Raw genomic sequence first — 1270 nt, 5'->3', positions numbered from 1 at the left:
TGACCGGCCCCCACCGAGTGGTCCGCTGGGATTGTTAGTGCATTGACGCGTCCATCGCCAGTGTTGGCCGCAGGTGGAGCGAAGCGGAACCGGCGGGCGACACTGGCGATGGAACGGCCTCCGGCGCCGGTGGTCGATATCCCAGCGAGCTGTGCGGCCGGACGGTGTTGTAATGCCGCCGCCAAGCCTCGATCAGGATCCGGGCCTCCGCGAGCGAGTAGAAGATCTCGCCGTTGAGCAGCTCATCGCGCAGGGATCCGTTGAAGCTTTCACAATAGCCATTCTCCCATGGCGATCCGGGCGTGATATACAGCGTCTTCACGCCGATCTGGGCGAGCCATTGCTGCACCGCCGTCGCGATAAACTCCGGGCCGTTGTCCGACCGGATATGCGCCGGCGGCCCACGCGTGACGAACAGCTCGGCCAGTGCCGCGAGCACGTCGTCGCTCTTGAGCTTACGCGCCACCGGCAACGCCAGGCACTCCCGGCTCGCCTCGTCGATGATCGACAGGATCCGGTATTTGCGACCATCGTGCGTCCGGCCCTCGACGAAGTCGTAGGACCAGACATGGCCGGGATATTCTGGCCGCAGCCGGATGCACGATCCGTCGTTCAGCCACAGACGCCCGCGCTTCGGCTGCCTTTGTGGCACCTTCAGCCCTTCGCGGCGCCAGATACGCTCAACCCGCTTGCGGTTCACATGCCACCCCGCATCGCGTAGCAACGCCGTCACCCGGCGATAGCCATAACGACCATATTGCCGGGCCAGTGCGATGATATCCTCAGTGAGGGCCGCTTCGTCATCCGCCCCGCGTGGCGCCTTGCGCTGCGTCGATCGGTGCTGCCCGAGCACGCGGCACAGCCGCCGCTCGGACACCGGCATCATCATTCTGATGTGGTCGATACAGCGCCTGCGGCGTGCGGGGCTCAGAAGTTTCCCCGGGCAGCCTCCTGCAGGATCAGCTTGTCCAGCGTCAGGTCCGAGATCGCACGACGAAGCCGCGCATTCTCCTTCTCCAGATCCTTCATCCGACGCGCCTGATCGGTCTTCAGGCCGCCATATTCCTTGCGCCACCGATAATAGGTCTGCTCGCTGATCGCGATCCGACGACACGCCTCGGCGGTCGTAGCGCCCTGCGCAAGCACAACCTCCGCCTCACGTAGCTTGCCGATAATCTCTTCCGGGCGATGCTTCTTGCTCGGCATTCTATATCTCCTTCGTCGTCCAAAATATCATCAATTTTGGACCACTCAGAAGGGGGCAGATCAA

1 protein-coding gene is annotated in these 1270 nt (G+C 63.4%); it reads right to left on the bottom strand.

The window, feature by feature from the left end; genetic code table 11:
- Positions 1–34: 34 nt before the first annotated feature.
- Positions 35–1206 (bottom strand): IS3 family transposase gene (locus tag FFS18_RS17315; RefSeq protein WP_095387322.1). Its coding sequence is split into 2 segments (ribosomal slippage): positions 35–942 and positions 942–1206, totalling 1173 coding nucleotides; the frame shifts between segments, so codons are not numbered across the junction.
- Positions 1207–1270: the final 64 nt, after the last annotated feature.

The sequence above is a fragment of the Sphingopyxis sp. 2PD genome, assembly GCF_005503695.1.
Classification (GTDB): domain Bacteria; phylum Pseudomonadota; class Alphaproteobacteria; order Sphingomonadales; family Sphingomonadaceae; genus Sphingopyxis.
Note: the sequence above shows the minus strand (reverse complement) of the source record. Positions and strands in the feature narration are given on the sequence as shown.